At 71.7% G+C, this 15611-nt stretch carries 13 protein-coding genes; 10 read left to right on the top strand and 3 right to left on the bottom strand.

The window, feature by feature from the left end:
- Positions 1 to 80: 80 nt before the first annotated feature.
- Positions 81 to 3554 (bottom strand): S41 family peptidase, encoded by a 3474-nt coding sequence (locus IPT68_RS15600; protein ID WP_189701649.1) that lies wholly within the window; start codon positions 3552 to 3554, stop codon positions 81 to 83.
- A gap of 189 nt (positions 3555 to 3743) precedes the next feature.
- Here IPT68_RS15600 and IPT68_RS15595 point away from each other — a divergent pair, with 189 nt between their 5' ends.
- Both IPT68_RS15595 and IPT68_RS15590 read left to right on the top strand, forming a co-directional pair.
- Positions 3744 to 4343: a TetR/AcrR family transcriptional regulator gene (locus IPT68_RS15595; protein ID WP_189701648.1), complete on the top strand. Its 600-nt coding sequence runs from the start codon at positions 3744 to 3746 to the stop codon at positions 4341 to 4343.
- A 112-nt stretch (positions 4344 to 4455) separates the two neighbouring features.
- Positions 4456 to 6660, top strand: coding sequence for an MMPL family transporter (locus IPT68_RS15590; protein WP_189701647.1), 2205 nt, complete (start codon positions 4456 to 4458; stop codon positions 6658 to 6660).
- A 95-nt stretch (positions 6661 to 6755) separates the two neighbouring features.
- On the opposite strand, the gene IPT68_RS15585 is transcribed toward IPT68_RS15590, so the two are convergent.
- Positions 6756 to 7235, bottom strand: coding sequence for an ATP-binding protein (locus tag IPT68_RS15585; RefSeq protein ID WP_189701646.1), 480 nt, complete (start codon positions 7233 to 7235; stop codon positions 6756 to 6758).
- A 137-nt stretch (positions 7236 to 7372) separates the two neighbouring features.
- On the opposite strand from IPT68_RS15585, the gene IPT68_RS15580 reads away from it, so the two are divergent.
- The 8 genes from IPT68_RS15580 (at position 7373) to IPT68_RS15545 (ending at position 14516) form a co-directional block, all read left to right on the top strand.
- Complete coding sequence (locus tag IPT68_RS15580; protein ID WP_189701645.1) at positions 7373 to 8218, top strand: helix-turn-helix domain-containing protein; 846 nt, start codon at positions 7373 to 7375, stop codon at positions 8216 to 8218.
- Positions 8215 to 8403, top strand: coding sequence for a DUF397 domain-containing protein (locus IPT68_RS15575; protein WP_189701644.1), 189 nt, complete (start codon positions 8215 to 8217; stop codon positions 8401 to 8403). Before IPT68_RS15580 ends, IPT68_RS15575 begins: the two co-directional genes overlap by 4 nt.
- A gap of 42 nt (positions 8404 to 8445) precedes the next feature.
- Positions 8446 to 8961 (top strand): YbaK/EbsC family protein, encoded by a 516-nt coding sequence (locus tag IPT68_RS15570; RefSeq protein ID WP_189701643.1) that lies wholly within the window; start codon positions 8446 to 8448, stop codon positions 8959 to 8961.
- Positions 8958 to 9797: an EamA family transporter gene (locus tag IPT68_RS15565; protein WP_189701642.1), complete on the top strand. Its 840-nt coding sequence runs from the start codon at positions 8958 to 8960 to the stop codon at positions 9795 to 9797. The genes IPT68_RS15570 and IPT68_RS15565 overlap by 4 nt, the downstream gene beginning before the upstream one ends.
- Before the next feature lie 991 nt (positions 9798 to 10788).
- On the top strand, positions 10789 to 11067 hold the full coding sequence (locus tag IPT68_RS15560; protein ID WP_189701641.1) for a DUF1876 domain-containing protein: 279 nt from the start codon (positions 10789 to 10791) through the stop codon (positions 11065 to 11067).
- Positions 11068 to 11476: 409 nt separating this feature from the next.
- Positions 11477 to 12676 (top strand): acyltransferase family protein, encoded by a 1200-nt coding sequence (locus IPT68_RS15555; protein WP_228040485.1) that lies wholly within the window; start codon positions 11477 to 11479, stop codon positions 12674 to 12676.
- A gap of 178 nt (positions 12677 to 12854) precedes the next feature.
- Positions 12855 to 13661 (top strand): SAM-dependent methyltransferase, encoded by an 807-nt coding sequence (locus tag IPT68_RS15550; RefSeq protein ID WP_189701640.1) that lies wholly within the window; start codon positions 12855 to 12857, stop codon positions 13659 to 13661.
- A 183-nt stretch (positions 13662 to 13844) separates the two neighbouring features.
- Positions 13845 to 14516 (top strand): ScbR family autoregulator-binding transcription factor, encoded by a 672-nt coding sequence (locus tag IPT68_RS15545; RefSeq protein WP_189701639.1) that lies wholly within the window; start codon positions 13845 to 13847, stop codon positions 14514 to 14516.
- A 209-nt stretch (positions 14517 to 14725) separates the two neighbouring features.
- On the opposite strand, the gene IPT68_RS15540 is transcribed toward IPT68_RS15545, so the two are convergent.
- Positions 14726 to 15406, bottom strand: coding sequence for a ScbR family autoregulator-binding transcription factor (locus IPT68_RS15540; protein ID WP_228040483.1), 681 nt, complete (start codon positions 15404 to 15406; stop codon positions 14726 to 14728).
- Positions 15407 to 15611 lie beyond the last annotated feature (205 nt).

Here is a 15611-nt window from a genome sequence, read left to right as displayed (position 1 = left end):
GGCGTGTAGTCGGCTTCGCCCCCTGACGCAGGGCGCCCTTCTCGAAAGGGCGCCCTGTGTTCACGTCTGCGTACGTCTCGTCACGGTCGTGGCGGGAGCTTCGGCCTCGACCGGTCCGGGACGTGGCTGTGGTCCGGAGGCGTCGCGGGCGGCTCGGTCTCCAGGAGGTTCAGTGCCAGTCGCACCGCGTCGTCCAGCTGCGCGTAGCGGCCCTCCGCCCAGTCGAGGGGGGTGCGCAGGGCCTCCACGTCGGGGGAGACGCCGTGGTTCTCGACGGACCAGCCGTACGCGTCGAACCAGGCCGCGTTCATCGGCACGGTGATGACCGTTCCGTCGCCCAGGCGGTGGCGGCCGGTCATGCCGACGACGCCGCCCCAGGTGCGCTGCCCGACCACGGGGCCCAGTTCGAGCAGTTTGAAGGCGGCCGTGATCATGTCGCCGTCGGAGGACGTGGCCTCGTCCGCCAGTGCCACCACCGGGCCGCGCGGCGCGTTCGAGGCGTACGACACCGGCTGGGCGTTGCGCGTGAGGTCCCAGCCCAGGATCGTGCGGGTGAGCTTCTCGACGACCAGTTCGCTGATGTGGCCGCCCGCGTTGCCGCGCACGTCCACGATCAGCGCGGGCCGGGACACCTCCTTGCGCAGGTCGCGGTTGAACTGGGCCCAGCCCGAGCCGCCCATGTCGGGGATGTGCAGATAGCCGCAGCGGCCTCCGCTCAAGTCCCGCACCACCGCCCGGCGTTTGGCCACCCAGTCCTGGTAGCGCAGCGGACGCTCGTCGACGAGCGGGACGACGGCGACCCGCCGGGAACGCCCTTCCCCTTCGGCCGCTGTGAACGTCAGCTCCACCGTCGTCCCGCCCGCGCCCGCGAGAAGGGGGTAGGGGCCGGTCACCGGGTCGACCGGGCGGCCGTCCACGTGGGTCAGGACCGCGCCCTCGCGGATGCCGGAACCGGCCAGCGGCGAGCGTGCCTTGGAGTCGGAGGAGTCGCCCGGCAGGATGCGCCGCACCGTCCAGCCGCCGTCCCGGCAGGCGAAGTTGGCGCCGAGCAGACCCTGGCGGCGCTGGTAGTGGGGCGGGCCCTCGTTGCGGCGGGCGGCGCTGACGTACGCGTGGGAGGTGCCCAGTTCGCCCAGCACCTCGCGGAGCAGGTCGGCGAACTCGTCCGGCGAGGCGACCCGGTCGACCAGCGGCCGGTACTGGTCGAGCACCGCGTCCCAGTCGATGCCGCACATCCCCGGCTCCCAGAAGTAGGCGCGGATCAGCCGGCCCGCCTCCTCGTACGCCTGCCGCCACTCGGCGCCCGGATCGACCTCGTGCATGATGCGGCGTACGTCGATCCAGGTCGTCGTGTCGCTGTCGCCCACCTCGCTGGACGGCACCGCGCGCAGGTCGCCCTCGTCGACCACGACGAGGCGGGTGCCGTCGCCGCTGACGGTGAACCAGTCGAGGTGCCCGACGAGTTCGGACTTCTTGGCCTTGGTGATGTTGAAGTACTCCAGCGTGGGGCGGCCGCTGGTGTCGTCCGGGTTGACGAACGTCTCGCCGAGCGCGCCGGAGATCGGCCAGCGCAGCCAGACCAGTCCGCAGCCCGCGACCGGGTGCAGCCCCGAATACTTGGACGCCGCGACCGGGAAGGGCGTGACCCGGCTCTCCAGGCCCTCGACCTCGACCGTCACCGCCCCGCCCTCCTCGGCGCCTGCCTCGTCCTCGACCGGGTCCAGGCCCCCGGCGGCGGGGCGCCCGTCCGGGCTCAACGCGAAGGGGGACGGGGTGGCCGACGACAGCGGGACCAGGTACGGGCGGCAGCCGAGCGGGAAGGAGAGGTCGCCGGTGTGCACGTCGTACACGGGGTCGAAGCCGCGCCAGGAGAGGAAGGCGAGGTAGCGGCCGTCGCGGGTGAAGACCGGGTTCTCGTCCTCGAAGCGGCCGTCGGTGACGTCGACGATGAAGCGGTCCTTGATCCGGGCCAGTTTGATCTGGCGCAGGGACCGGCCGATGCCCGGGTGCGACCAGGTCAGCCAGGAGCCGTCCGGCGAGAAGGCGAGGTCCCGCACCGGCCCGTTGATCGACCGGATCAGCTCGGTCACCACGCCACCCGGCTCCGCCGCGCCCGCCTCACCGGCTGTGACGCCTGTGACGCCGCCGGCCGCGCCGGCCGTGACGCCGCTCGCCTCACCGGCCGTGACGTCGGTCGCCGCGCCGGCCGTGACGCCGCTCGCCGCGCCGGCCGTGACGCCGCTCGCCTCACCGGCCGTGACGTCGGTCGCCTCACCGGCCGTGACGTCGGTCGCCGCGCCGGCCGTGGCGCCGCTCGCCTCGTCGGCCGTGACGTCGGAGGTCTCGTCGGACGCGTCGATCAACAGCAGCCGTCCGTCGTGGGCGGCGACGGCGAGTCGCTCGCCCTCCGGGTCCGACACCATCTCCAGCACCCGGCCGAGCCGCCCCTGGGCCAGCCGCCGCGGTGGGCGGTCACCGGTGGCGCGCGGCAGGTAGGCGATCTCGATGGCGTCCTCGCCCTCCGCGTCCGTCACATAGGCGACCTGGCCGCCCGAGCCGAGCATCTCCGGGAGCCGGACCCGTACGCCCGGCGTGTCGGTGATGGTGCGGGCGGGGCCGTCGCGGTGCGTGAGCCAGTAGAGGCTGCCGCGCACGACGACGGCGCTGGCGCGTCCCGTCTCGTCGACCGAGATGCCGTCCACGTGGTGCGCGGCGGGCACCTGGTAGGGACGACGACCCGCGCGCGCCCCGCTCAGGCGCACGTCGAGCCGGCGGGGCGCCGAGTCCGCGACGAGGTCCTCGACGATCCACAGGTCCCCGGCGCACTGGTACACCACGCGCGTGCCGTCGCTGGAGGCGTGCCGGGCGTAGAAGGCGTCGTGGTCGGTGTGCCGGCGCAGGTCGGAGCCGTCGTACGCGCACGAGTAGAGGTTGCCGACGCCCTCGTGGTCGGAGAGGAACGCGATCCGGCCGGCCACGAACATCGGAGAGTGCAGATGGCCCTCGAGGTCGGCGAGCAGGCGCTGTCCGTGCAGCCACAGGCGGCCCATGGCGCCGCCCCGGTAGCGCTTCCAAGAAGCCGGTTCATGGGGCGGGGTGCCGGTGAGGAGGAGGGTGCGGCGCTCGCCGTCGATGTCCGCGACCTGGATGTCCGCGACCGGTCCCCAGGGCAGTTTGCGGCCCGGGTCGCCGTCCGTGGAGACCTTGTAGGCCCACGTGTAGTGGGAGAACGGCTCCCCGTGCGAGGCGACCGCGAGGATGTCGCCGTCCGGGGTCCAGCCGCACACCTGGGAGTCCGAGCTGCCCCAGTAGGTGAGCCGGCGGCCGGAGCCGCCCTCCACCGCGACCAGGTGCAGCTCCGGGTCCAGGCTGCGCCAGCTCGTGTAGGCGATCCGGCGGCCGTCGGGGGAGAAGCGCGGGTGGCCGACCTTGGTGCGGTCGACAGTGAGCCGCCAGGCGCGGCCCGGGCCGTCGAGGGGGGCGAGCCAGAGGTCGTCCTCGGCGACGAAGCACAGCAGGTCACCGCTGAGGTGGGGCAGGCGCAGATACGTCACGTTCCCATGCTTCGCCTGCGGGACGGACCGGAGCAAGTCGTGCCAAACCTGACATCGATCGGCGTGCCGGGAGGCGCGTGAGGCAGACACGTACGAAACGGTTTCGTTTCTCAAAGGCCTGCGCTACATTCGTCGTGTACGAGACCGTGTCGTACGGGAAACCGTCACCGGGCAGGAAGGGTGAGCAGCATGGCTGAGGTCGCAACGGCGCGTCGCAGTCGGATCACACCCGAGCGTGAGGCCGAGCTGTACGAGGCCGTGCTCGAACTGCTCCGGGAAGTCGGCTACGACGCCCTCACCATGGACGCCGTCGCCGCCCGTACCAAGTCCAGCAAGGCGACGCTCTACCGCCAGTGGGGCGGCAAGGCCGAGCTGGCGGCCAAGGCGATCCGGCACAACAAGCGGGGCGGCATCGCCGACGTCGACACCGGGTCGCTGCGGGGCGACTTCCACGCCCTGATGGCCCACGAGGACGACTGCGTCATGGAGCAGAACGCCGCGCTGATGCGCGGGCTGGCCATGGCGGCGCACACCAATCCGGACCTGCTGCGGGCGTTGCGAGAACAGCTGCTGGAGCCGGAGACGCTGGAGTTCCGCAAACTGATCCAGCGGGCGGTCGACCGGGGCGAGGTCCGGGCGGACAACCCCGCGCTGAAGTACGTCGTGCACATGCTGATCGGCGCGTTCGCCACCCGTGCGCTGATCGACGACCTGCCGCCGACGAAGGCCTTCCTCACCTCGTACATCGACGCCGTGGTCCTCCCCGCCCTCGGCGCACCCTCCGCCTGAGCACTCTCTCAGCCAGTACCAGCACCTTCAGCACCTGACGCGAACCGCTCACGTCGTCGGGCCGATCTCCCCTGCCCTGAACACCCCACGACCTGACCGGGAGTACGCCCTCGTGGCCACGTTCCTCTACAAACTCGGCCGGCTCGCCTTCCGGCGACGCCACTTCGTTGCCCTGATGTGGGTGGCGCTGTTGACCCTCGCCGGTGTCGGCGCGGCCGGCGCGCCCGCGCCCGGCACCACGTCCTTCTCGATCCCCGGCACCGAGGCCCAGAAGGCCTTCGATCTGTTGGAGGAACGATTCCCCGGTATGAGCGCCGACGGAGCGACCGCCCGGGTCGTCTTCAAGGCGCCGGCCGGCGAGAAGATGACCGACGCCGCGAACAAGTCGACCGTCCAGAAGACCGTCCGGGAGCTGTCCGACGGCTCCGAGGTCGCCTCCGTCGCCGACCCGTACGCCGCCAAGGCCGTCAGCCGGGACGGCACGATCGCGTACGCGCGGGTCAGGTACGAGGTCTCCGGCATGGAACTGGCGGACACGTCGCGGCAGGCCCTTCAGGCGGCCGCGCAGGACGCGCGGGACACCGGGCTGACCGTGGAGGTCGGCGGTGACGCGCTGCAGACCACGCCCCACACCGGGACCACGGAGATCATCGGCATCGCGGTCGCCGCGGTGGTCCTCGTCATCACCTTCGGCTCGCTGCTCGCGGCCGGACTGCCGCTGCTGACGGCGCTCATCGGTGTCGGCATCGGCGTCGCGTCGATCACGGCCCTGGCGAGCACGCTGGATCTGGGCTCGACGACCTCGACGCTGGCCACCATGATCGGCCTCGCGGTCGGCATCGACTACGCGCTGTTCATCGTCTCCCGCTACCGGGCCGAGCTGGCCGAGGGCCGGGAGCGCGAGGAGGCGGCCGGCCGGGCGGTCGGCACGGCGGGCTCGGCGGTGGTCTTCGCCGGTCTCACGGTCGTGATCGCGCTGGTCGGTCTGTCGGTCGTCAACATCCCGATGCTGACGAAGATGGGCGTCGCGGCGGCGGGCACGGTGGCGATCGCGGTGCTGATCGCGCTGACGATGATTCCCGCGCTGCTCGGCTACGCGGGCCGGAGGGTGCGCCCGGCGGGCGAGAAGAGCAAGCTGCTGGGCGGGACGCGCGCCGCGCGGCGGGGGCGCCCGAACATGGGCACGCGCTGGGCGAGCTTCGTCGTGCGCCGTCCGGTCGCCGTCCTGCTGCTGGGCGTCCTCGGCCTCGGCGCCGCGGCCGTGCCGGCGGCCTCGCTCGAACTGGGCCTGCCCGACGACGGTTCCCAGCCGACGTCCACGACGCAGCGCCGGGCGTACGACCTGCTGTCCGAGGGCTTCGGCCCCGGTTTCAACGGTCCGCTGATGGTCGTCGTCGACGCCGAGCGCAGTGAGGACCCGCAGGCCGCCTTCGGTGACGTGGCCGACGAGATCCAGGGCCTGGAGAACGTGGTGACGGTGACCCCGCCGGCGCCCAACGAGGCCGGCGACACGGCGACGATCACCGTGATCCCCGACGCCAAGCCGTCGTCGGTGACGACGGAGGACCTGGTGCACTCCATCCGCGACACGGGCGCGCGGGCCGCGGCCGACACGGACGCGGAGGTACTGGTCACCGGCTCGACGGCGATGAACATCGACGTGTCGCAGAAGCTGAACGACGCGCTGATCCCGTACCTGGTCCTGGTGGTGGGCCTGGCGTTCCTGCTCCTCATCGTGGTCTTCCGCTCGATCCTGGTCCCGCTGAAGGCGGCGCTCGGCTTCCTGCTGAGCGTGATGGCGGCGCTGGGCGCGGTGGTCGCGGTCTTCCAGTGGGGCCGGCTGTCGGGGCTGCTGGGGGTCGAGGAGACCGGGCCGGTCATGTCGATGATGCCGATCTTCATGGTCGGCGTGGTCTTCGGCCTGGCGATGGACTACGAGGTGTTCCTCGTGACGCGGATGCGGGAGGCGTACGTCCACGGCGAGAAGCCCGGCCAGGCCGTGGTGACCGGCTTCCGGCACGGGGCGCGCGTGGTGACCGCCGCCGCGGTGATCATGATGGCGGTCTTCGCGGGCTTCATCGGCTCCAGCGAGTCCATGGTCAAGATGATCGGCTTCGGCCTGGCCGTCGCGGTGTTCTTCGACGCCTTCGTCGTCCGCATGGCGATCGTGCCCGCGGTCCTGGCGCTGCTCGGCGAGAAGGCCTGGTGGCTGCCGAAGTGGCTGGACCGGGCGCTGCCCAACGTGGACGTCGAGGGCGAGGGGCTGCGTTCCGCCGCGGACCGCGGCGACGAGGACCGGGATCTGGTCCGCGCCTGACGCGGCCGACGGCTCCCTGGGAGCGGACCGGTGGGGGCACCGTGGGGACGGCGCAGGCCCTCACCGGTCCTCCTTCTGCGGGGAAGACATCCGCGTCACAGCCCTCGGCCGCGGAGGGCGGCCGTTGCCACGCCGGGTGTCCGATTCCACCGGCCCACGGTCACCTCTGCCCAGACGGTCTTCCGCGGGTGCGGGCCCGGCGTCACGCCCCAGCGGTCCGCGAGCGCGTCGACGAGGAGGAGGCCGCGGCCGGAGTCGGCGCACGGGGCGGGTCGGGCCGGTTGGGGGAGCCGGTCAACTCTCGTGTCCGTGACCTCGATGCGGAGGGTGTCGGCGACGACGTAGAGCGTCAGGCGGAAGTCGCGGCCGGGGACCCGGCCGTGGGTCGCGGCGTTGGCGGCCAGCTCGGCGAGGACGTGCTCCGCCGGGTGCAACGGCAGTCCCCACGCCCGGAGTTGTTCCGTCCCGAGGAGGCGGGCGAGGCGGGCGCCGCGCGGGGTGGGGGACAGCAGCACGGTGAAGTTGCGGACGGGGCACGTGGGGTGGTTTTCAGGGGCAGCGATCTCGCGGTTCATGTCACCGAGCGTGGCGGAAGCTGCTTCCGTGGATCAGTGACAACGCCTGTGCGTACGGTGACTGTCCTGGCTCTGTCCTGCGCTGTCCCGGCTGTCTCGGGGGTTGTACGGGTACGGAAGCGCGGTGGAGGTGGGGCATGGACGAGGCCGTCGACGAGGCGGGTTGGGACGTCGAACCGGGCGACGAGATCGAGCCGGTGGTGCAGGCGGTGGGGCGCCTGGTCAAGATCTGCCGGGAGGCGGCGGGCCTGCGGGCGTCCGAGCTGGGCGAGACCATGGGGTACGGGGAGGACATGGTCCGCAAGATCGAACGCGGGGTGCGGATTCCCCGCCCGGAGTTCCTCGAGCGGGCCGACCGGTTACTGAACGCGCAGGGGCATCTCAGGGCGTTCATGGAGGACATGCGGAGGGCTCGGTATCCGCAGAAGGTGCGGCGGCTCGCGGAGATGGAGTCGCGGGCGGCGGAGATGCTGCTGTACAGCAACCACAACATCCACGGCCTGCTGCAGACGCCCGAATACGCCAAGGCGCTGTTCGAGACGTCCCTCCCGGCGCTCCCGCCCGACCAGGTGGAGCGAGAGACCGCCGCTCGCATGGCGCGCAAGTCCATCTTCGAGCGGCACCCTGCCCCGGTGCTCAGTTTTGTCCAGGAACAGGTGACGCTCGAACGCCCGATCGGGGGCAAGATGGTGTTGCGCCGACAACTCGAGCGCCTACTGGAGGTAGGGCAGTTGCGACACGTCTCGCTCCAAGTCATGCCGACCGACCGCGAGGATCATGCGGGGATGCTGGGCCTGATCGAGGTGCTGAAGTTCACCGACGGCACAGCGATCGGGCGCTCCGACGGCGCGTTCAACGGTCGCCCGGTATCAAACCCCAGGGATCTCCGAGTACTTGAGATGCGCTATGGGATGATCCGGGCGCAGGCTCTCACACCGAGAGAGTCGCTGGCCTTTGTCGAGCATGCGCTGGGGAGACTATGAGCACGCCGCAACTGCACTGGTGCAAGAGCAGCTACAGCAGCAGCAGTGAGCCCGGCGACTGCGTCGAGGTCGCCGCGACCTCCGCCACCGTCCACGTCCGCGACTCCAAGACCCCCGACGCCGCCCACCTCACCGTCACACCCACGGCCTGGGCGCGTTTCCTGACGCACCTCCCGGGCCGATAACCCGGTCGCATGTGCCGTACACCGGCCGCTAGCGTGCCGCCCATGACCACTTCGGACGCGGAGAACGCAAGCGCCTCGGCGGCCCACCCCCGTTTCGCCGCCGCCCTCGACGCCGTCGGGCTCGGTGCCCTGCACGGGCGGATCCGCCGGTTCCCGGAGGCCACCCGTACGGCCGCCGAGGCCGCCGCCGCCATCGGGTGCGAGCTCAGTCAGATCTGCAAGTCGCTCGTTTTCGCCGCCGATGGGGTGCCGGTGCTGGTGCTCATGGACGGGGCCTCCCGCGTCGACGTGGAGCTGGTGCGCCAGGAACTCGGGGTCGGCAAGGTGACGCGGTCCCGTGCCGACGTCGTACGGGAGAGGACCGGGTACGCCATCGGCGGGGTGCCGCCGTTCGGGCATGTGACCAGGACGCGGGTGCTCGCCGACCGTTCGCTGCTCGACCACGACGTGGTGTGGGCGGCGGCCGGGACGCCGTACACCGTCTTCCCGATGGCGCCCGAGGACCTGATCGCGCACGCCGGCGGCACCCTGGTGGACGTCCGCGAGCGCACCGCGTGACCCCTGGGGTCACCGCGGCAGTCCTGCTCGCCGCCGTGGCGCACGCGGGCTGGAACGCCATCGCCCACCGCATCACCGACAAGCTCGTCGGCTTCGCGCTCATATCGGGTGGTGGCCTGGTCATCGGGCTCGCGCTGCTGCCGTTCGTCGCCGTGCCGGCGGCGCGGGCCTGGCCGTATCTGCTGCTGTCGGCCGCGGTGCACATCGCGTACTACTCGCTGCTGATGAGGGCTTTCCGGCTGGGGGACTTCGGACAGGCCTATCCGATCGCGCGGGGCAGCGCGCCGCTCGTCGTCACCGTTCTCGCCGCCGTCTTCGCCCACGAGGTGCCCGACGGGTGGGTCGTGGCCGGAATCGCGCTGAGCTGCGCGGGACTGACCGGCGCCGCGTTGTGGGGGCTGCGCGGGCGGCGGCCCCACTGGCCGGCGATCGGGGCGGCGCTGGCGACGGGACTGTCCATCGCCGTGTACACGGTGGTGGACGGACTGGGCGTGCGGGCTTCGGGGTCGGCGCTCGGGTACGTGGCGTGGCTGATGGCCGTCCAGGGGGCGGTGATACCGGCGTACGCGGTGTGCGTCTGGCGCACGGAGACCGTCGCGCGCCTGCGGCCGTTCGTCGCGTCGGGGCTGTTGGGCGCCGTGATGTCCGTGGGCGCGTACGGACTGATCCTGTGGGCGCAGACCCGCGCCGAGCTCGCGCCCGTCGCGGCCCTGCGGGAGTCGTCGGTCATCGTGGGCGCGGCGATCGGCGCCGTGGTGTTCAAGGAGCGTTTCGGGATGGCGCGGATCGCCGCCGCGGGGCTGCTGTTGGTGGGGATCGGTCTCATGCTGGGGTGAACGGCACCGTCCGCCCCCGCCTCATGCCGCCTGATCAGGCCGTCAGCTGCCCCACGTCCGTGGACGCCGAAGCCGTCCAGGATGCGCCGCGCCGTCGCCGGGTCGCCCGGCGCGCCGCCCGCCGAGATGTCCCCGGCGGCCGGCAGCAGGTGTGCCCCGCGCTGCCTTGCCGCCGCCACCACCGCCCGGCTCATGATCTCCGGGTACGGGGCCCGGCCGGGCGTCCGGGAGACGCCGTGCAGCAGGGGGATTCCGGCCACGAGGCCCGCCGTCGTCTCGCCCAGGTGCAGGTCGTTGCAGAGGGCGATCGAGAGGAGGTGGCGGCCTGGTGGGGGCTGGGGGGTGGTGAAGGAGTAAGGGCCCGCGGGGGTGTCCAGGCCGTGCGGTGAGGTGCCCACCGCGTTGCCGCCCACCAGGTGCAGGGGGGTCGCAGTGGCGGGGACGCCCCGGGAACGGGTCCTGGTAGCAGTACGTCCGGCCGGGCTCCAGGCCGGTCGGCTCGACCTGGTGGTGAGCGGTCGGGCGGTCCTCTCCGGCGACCCGGTCCAGGCGGGCCGGGTGGGTGCCGTAGCGCACCTCGCCCTCCGTGATCGCCGGGATCACCTGGCCGTACCCGTCGTCGGTGCCGGGCACCCCGGTGAACCAGGTGATCACGGCGTGGTCCTCGGCCGGCGTGACCAGTTCCAGCTGGACGGCTGCGACGGGGCCGGAGTGCCGGGTGCGCAGGCCGTGCAGGACGACGGGGCGACGAGGGCGGCGGAGCGCAATGGGGAGCCGGGAGGGCCGAGCGGGCGGCTTGGGAAGCGGTCGGGCAACAGCGCATGCCGCCTTCGTGCCCCACGGCAGTGAACGGCGGCCGTGGGCGCGGCGGCGTACCCGAGTCCGTAACGGGACAACAGCGACGGGAACGCGACAAGTCGGGCACTCAGGGAGCACCCTGGAAGCATCCCGGAGACAGTGATCCTGGCCACAGGATCCGGAGGTGATCATCATGACGCACACCGTCGTGGGTTGGCATGTCGAGCTCGAATTCCAGGAGGACGACGACACCCACACGAAGGCAGCGGCGCTCGTGCGCCTGCCCGACGGGACCGAGGTGAGGGCCCACGGACACGCCAGCCGGCACCACACCGACCCTAATCAGCCGCGGGTCGGCGAGGAGATCGCCGGTGCGAGGGCGTTGAACGAACTCGCCATGCGTCTGCTGACCAAGGCGCACGACGAGATCGACTCGGCGTCGGGGCGCACGTCCCACCCGATCCACGTCTGACGGGCATCCCGCCGATCCCGTCCGACCGGCGTCCCGCGCGGCCGAACCGCCAGGCGCGTGGCGGCACCCGGAGCGGGTTGACTTCCGCGAAGGGGGGCTGTCACGCTCTTGGCGGCGGTTGATCTGTGCCTCCGAGCGCCTCCCGGTTCCTTTGGACAGGCCGGAGCGTCCCGCCGACGGATCGGTCGCCTTTCTTCCCGTACTGATCCACTGCGATCCACTCGATCCACTCCTTTCTGAACCGCTGATCGACCTCCTTTCCGATCAGTCTTCTCTCTGATCAGTCTCCTTTTTCCGTTCCGCCCATGCCGTCGACACCGCGCGGCAGGCCCTCCGGCCTGCCGCGCGGTGTTTTTCCGTGCCGCGACAAGCGGTGCCGAGTCGTTCGTGCCGCGCGAAGGAGAGATCCGTGACCATCCCCACCCACCGACCCCAGGAGGCGGTGCCCGCCCGGTCCGGGCGGGCACCGTCGTACGCCGGGCTGCCGTCGCTGACGGGACTCCGGTTCTACGCGGCGACGGCCGTGTTCCTGTACCACGTCACCAGCCCCCAACTCAGCCCCCTCAGCGGGCAGACCGCGCACGACGCGGCCCGGCTGTTCGGCATCGCGGGCGGCCTGGGGGTGTCGTTCTTCTTCATCCTCAGCGGCTTCATCCTGACCTGGTCCGCCCGCCCCGCGGACACGTCCGGCCTGTTCATGCGCCGCCGCCTGGTCAAGCTGTACCCCAACCACCTGGTCACCTTCGTGGTCTCGCTGCTGGTCTTCGCCGGCGCGACCACCACCGCCTGGCAGCACTGGCTGCCCAACCTGCTGCTGGTGCAGACCTGGTCCTGGGACCCGGCGGTGTCCTTCAGCGTCAACGCCCCGAGCTGGTCCCTCGGCTGCGAGCTGCTGTTCTACCTGTGCTTCCCGCTGCTGCACCGCGCGGTGAAGGCGATCTCCCCGGCGCGGCTGTGGGCGTGGGCGGTCGGCTTCGCGGCCGCCGTCGTCGCCGTACCGGCGTTCGCGTACGCGGTCCTGCCCGGGGAGGTGCGCATCCCCGGCTGGCAGGTCAGCGAGGTGCAGAACTGGTTCGTCTACCAGCTGCCGCCGGTGCGGATGCTGGAGTTCGTGCTCGGCATGCTGCTCGCCCGGATCGTGCTGACCGACCGGTGGGTGGGCGTGCGGCTGTGGCAGGCGGTGCTGCTGTGCGTCGCCGCGTACGCCGTGGCGCTCGAAGTGCCGTACCTGTACGCCCTCTCCGCGGTGTGGGTGCTTCCGCTCGGCCTGCTCGTCCCGGCCGCCGCGGTCGCCGACGTGCGCGGGCGGCGCTCGCCCTTCCGGGGACGGGTGATGAAGTGGCTCGGTGAGGTGTCCTTCGCGTTCTACCTGCTCCAGGCCACCGTGCTGATCGGCGGCACCAAGTACCTCGCCGGGCACGCCCCGTACGGCGTCGCCGAGGCGGTCGGGCTGTGCCTGCTCGCCTGGGTCGTCACCACGGTGCTCGCGTACCTGCTGTACGCGCTGGTCGAGCGGCCGGCGATGAAGCACCTCAGCCGGCCGCGCCGGAAGAACGCGGGGACGGAGCCGGGGGCGGGCGCCACTGAACGGACGGTCAGCGTCCGTTGACAGCGCACGCGTGCACATGTCACGCTTTTTCGCGGAACCCTTTTGCCCTGGAACGGCACGAGAAAGGCGATATCCACCGGTAGTAGCCGGTTCGGATGTCGCCTTTTTGTTTGCCCCGCTCCGTGCCGGCCGGCCGTGCGAGGGCTCCGACCCGACCCCTCACCAAGGATGTGTGGACATGCCCGAGAACAAGACCCCCGACCAGATCCCGCACGCCGCCCGCATCATGGACTACTTCCTGGGAGGCTCCGAGAACCTCCCGGTGGACCGTGCCGCGGCGGACGGCATCGTGAAGCTGCTGCCCGGCGGCCCGCTGGGGGCGCGCGCCAACCGGCGCTTCCTCAACCGGGCGGTGCGCACCGCCACCCGGCGGGGCATCGGCCAGTTCCTGGACATCGGCAGCGGCATCCCGGCCGCCGCGGCCACGCACGAGGTCGCGCCCGAGGCCAAGGTCGTCTACGTCGACAACGACCCGGTCGTCGGCGACATCGCCCGCCGCATCCTGGGCGAGACCTCGGACGGCCGCACGGCGTACGTCGACGCCGACTTCCGCGACCCCGAGGCGGTGCTGTCGGCGCCCGCGACCAAGGAACTGCTGGACTTCTCCCGGCCGGTGGCGGTGCTGTTCGGCGCCCTGCTGCACTTCGTCCTCGACGCCGACGACCCGTACGGCACCGTCGAGCGTTACAAGGACGCGCTGGCCCCCGGCAGCCTCGTCATCCTCACCCACTCCAGCCCCGACTACGTCTCGGCGCCGGTGCGGGCCGCGGTCGACGAGTTGTACACGAACCTGCGGGTCGACCTCGCCTCCCGCTCTCGCGCGGAGATCACGCGGTTCGTCGACACGGAGGGCTGGACCGTGCTGGAACCCGGCGTGGTGTCCGTCAACGAGTGGGAGACGCCGCAGGAGCGGGCCTCCGACGCGGACTACCAGACCAACCGGGAGGACACGGCCGGTTTCGCCGCCGTCGCCGTGAAGAACTGACCGCCCGGGCGTGGCCGGCCCGCCCTCCCCGCGGGCCGGCCCGCCGCGGGCTCCGCTCGGAGAAGTGTGAGGATGTGGAATCTTTTTGTTCATCTGACACTGGGCTTGCTTTCCCCTGCCGTGCCGGGGCGTATGAAGGACCCATGCAGGAGGTGTAACTGGGTTGCTTCGAGGAGCGGTCGGATGGCAGGCAAACAAAAACGCTCGGAGCGGACCGTCGAGCGGTTGGTGATCGCCGCCGCCGAGCAGTTCGCGCGGCACGGCTACGTGCGCGCCACACTCGCCGACATCAGCCGCCACGCCGGGGTGACCAAGGGGGCGCTGTTCTTCCACTTCTCCACCAAGGAGGAGGTCGCCATGGCCGTGCAGGACCGCGGCCGGGAGGCCATGGAGCGCGCGGTCCTCCAACTGGAGGCGGCCGGTGGGACGCATCTGCAGCTCGTGGTCGATCTGACCTACGTGCTCGGGCGGTTGCTGCGCGAGGACGTGTTCGTGCGCGCGTCGGTGCGGATCGCGCGCGAGCGGGAACCGGGGGACGCCGGTGACATCGTGACCGGCCGTGGCGTACCCGGCGACGACGACACCCCCGACTTCTACGGGCAGTGGCTGGGCCGGCTGGGCGGTCTGCTCGACGAGGCGCGGCGCGCCGGTGAACTCGGCTGCTCCGTGGCGGAGTCGTCCGTCCGCACGCCGGTGGCCGCGGCCGTGTCCGGGCTGGAGACGCTGACCTGGCTCGGCGTACCGGCGGACGAGTGCGAGACCTGGCTCGCCGACCTGTGGGAACTGACCCTGCCCGCGCTGGCGTCGAAGGACGGGCTGCGGACGGTACGGACCACGGCCCCGTCCGTGCCGTGAGGCGCCGGACCGCTCGAAGCTGACCCACCGTCACATTGCCGCCGAGCGGGGTGTCCTGGGCCGTGAGCACCACGGTGTCCCGCCCGCACGGCGCGGACGCCTCGCCCCCGGGCCCCTACCGCAGTGACACCGTTGTCGGCCCGCCCCGCGGAACACCCGGTCAGCCGTCGCCGGCAGGAGCCCGCACCGTCCTGGCCCACACCTCCCGGTCAGTCGGTCTGTTTCCTCGGCTTGCCGTCTCCGAGCGGCGGCAGTCCCAGCTCGGCACGGCACTTGGGGGAGCCGGCCGGTTCGAACGCGGCGAGCCGGTCCGGCGGGACGATGCCCGGGAGCAGGTAGCGGAACATGTCCGTGACCCGCTCGTGCAGGTCGTCGCGGCCGGTACGGACGTACGAGGTGAGCTGCAGACCGGTGAACGAGCCGCACACGAAGGTCGCCAGCTCGGTGACGTTGATCTCCGGGAACAGGTCGCCGCGGCCCTGGGCGGGTGCCAGGCAGTCCCGCACGATGCTGATCCACGAGTTGTACGGCGCGGGGTCGGGGTCGACGAACGAACCGAACTCCACCACCAGCCTTATCCCGGCGCGCAGCCGGACGTCGGTACGCAGCCCGTGCGCCAGCCGGTGCCCCATGTCGACCACCGTCTGCACCCCGGGCATCAACTCCCCGGCGATCAGGTCGGTGGACTGGAACTGCTCGTCCACCAGCGCTCGGGCAAGGGCCTCCTTGGAGGCGAAGTGAAAGTAGAGCGCACCCTTCGTGACGCCCGCCTGTTGTGCGACATCGCTCAGGCTCGTGCTGCCGAAACCGGTCGCGTCGAAGGCTGCCGCTGCCCCGTCGAGGATCGCCTGCCGGGTGATCTCGGCACGTTCCTGCCTGACCCTGGCCACTCGCCTACCTCCTGTCCTTCGGTGCGCCGGCGGCGGTCGCCCACCCCCGCCGGCCCCACCGCGAGTCTCTTGGCGAAAGACTGCCATGTCCCTGAGAAAAAAAACCAGTCAGCTAGTACGCTACCGGCAGCGGCGTTGCCATGCACGACGGCGGCCCATGTAAGCCCTGTCCTGTTCCGCTCGCGGAAGGCCGCGTTCCTTTCGC

It is taken from the genome of Streptomyces chromofuscus (assembly GCF_015160875.1).
Taxonomy (GTDB): domain Bacteria; phylum Actinomycetota; class Actinomycetes; order Streptomycetales; family Streptomycetaceae; genus Streptomyces; species Streptomyces chromofuscus.
This window is presented reverse-complemented; position numbering and strand designations above follow the sequence as displayed.

Excerpts from the sequence above, each read along its gene's own strand:
- IPT68_RS15595 (WP_189701648.1), top strand. The coding sequence starts at position 3,744 with ATGGCTGAGGTCGCAACGGCGCGTCGCAGTCGGATCACACCCGAGCGT.
- IPT68_RS15585 (WP_189701646.1), bottom strand. The coding sequence starts at position 7,235 with ATGAACCGCGAGATCGCTGCCCCTGAAAACCACCCCACGTGCCCCGTC.
- IPT68_RS15580 (WP_189701645.1), top strand. The coding sequence starts at position 7,373 with ATGGACGAGGCCGTCGACGAGGCGGGTTGGGACGTCGAACCGGGCGAC.
- IPT68_RS15575 (WP_189701644.1), top strand. The coding sequence starts at position 8,215 with ATGAGCACGCCGCAACTGCACTGGTGCAAGAGCAGCTACAGCAGCAGC.
- IPT68_RS15570 (WP_189701643.1), top strand. The coding sequence starts at position 8,446 with ATGACCACTTCGGACGCGGAGAACGCAAGCGCCTCGGCGGCCCACCCC.
- IPT68_RS15560 (WP_189701641.1), top strand. The coding sequence starts at position 10,789 with ATGACGCACACCGTCGTGGGTTGGCATGTCGAGCTCGAATTCCAGGAG.
- IPT68_RS15550 (WP_189701640.1), top strand. The coding sequence starts at position 12,855 with ATGCCCGAGAACAAGACCCCCGACCAGATCCCGCACGCCGCCCGCATC.
- IPT68_RS15545 (WP_189701639.1), top strand. The coding sequence starts at position 13,845 with ATGGCAGGCAAACAAAAACGCTCGGAGCGGACCGTCGAGCGGTTGGTG.